1 protein-coding gene and 1 pseudogene (1 of these 2 running past the window's edge) are annotated in these 572 nt (G+C 40.9%); both read right to left on the bottom strand.

What is annotated here, in order from left to right:
* Positions 1 to 297: the start of a heparinase II/III domain-containing protein gene (locus PQR79_RS05305; protein ID WP_274408401.1), read on the bottom strand. It extends 1,854 nt beyond the left edge of the window; 297 of the gene's 2,151 nt are visible here — the first part of the coding sequence; the start codon lies at positions 295 to 297; the stop codon falls past the left edge of the window.
* Between the two features lie 2 nt (positions 298 to 299).
* Positions 300 to 572: pseudogene (locus PQR79_RS05310) on the bottom strand (heparinase II/III domain-containing protein); the annotation flags it as partial.

Genomic DNA, 572 nt, shown 5'->3' on the forward strand with positions numbered 1-572 from the left:
GTACACAGTGGCATAAGCGGTCAACATATCGACAATGTAGTTACGGTATTTATCTTCTTGAGTAATTAAAAATAACCGTCCAGCTAAATCCATGTGAATGTAATTTTGCTTATGGCGGTTATGCTCATAACCGCCACCTTCGCCATGGCCAGGCACTTCAATACCAACAGATGCCATATATTCGTCTGTTTGAGTAATATCACGCGTTAACGCTTTACCTAATAACGTCTGGGTATTTAACGATTCTCTGAGTTGCGCGGCTTCGTCAAAATTTAACAATAAAGGTTGGTAACTCATGTTTATTTCTCCTGCTTAATAGCAGTAATATCAACAGCGTAAGGGCCAGTCCATTGGTAGTCTTTTTGATTAACCGTCATACTGTGCGGACTTGACACTGTTGTGATTTGATTGCTGACCATTAAGGTGACAAGCGAATTATTTGTGGTTATTTGCACCACTGAACCGACTTCGTCGTGACCTAATACCTTGATATCGATTACCTTGCCACGGGCGTTTACCGACTGTTCAAACTCTTCATTGAAATAGCCGTGAGTTTCTAATACTGACGCTAA

The organism is Shewanella metallivivens (assembly GCF_028750675.1).
Lineage (GTDB): Bacteria > Pseudomonadota > Gammaproteobacteria > Enterobacterales > Shewanellaceae > Shewanella > Shewanella metallivivens.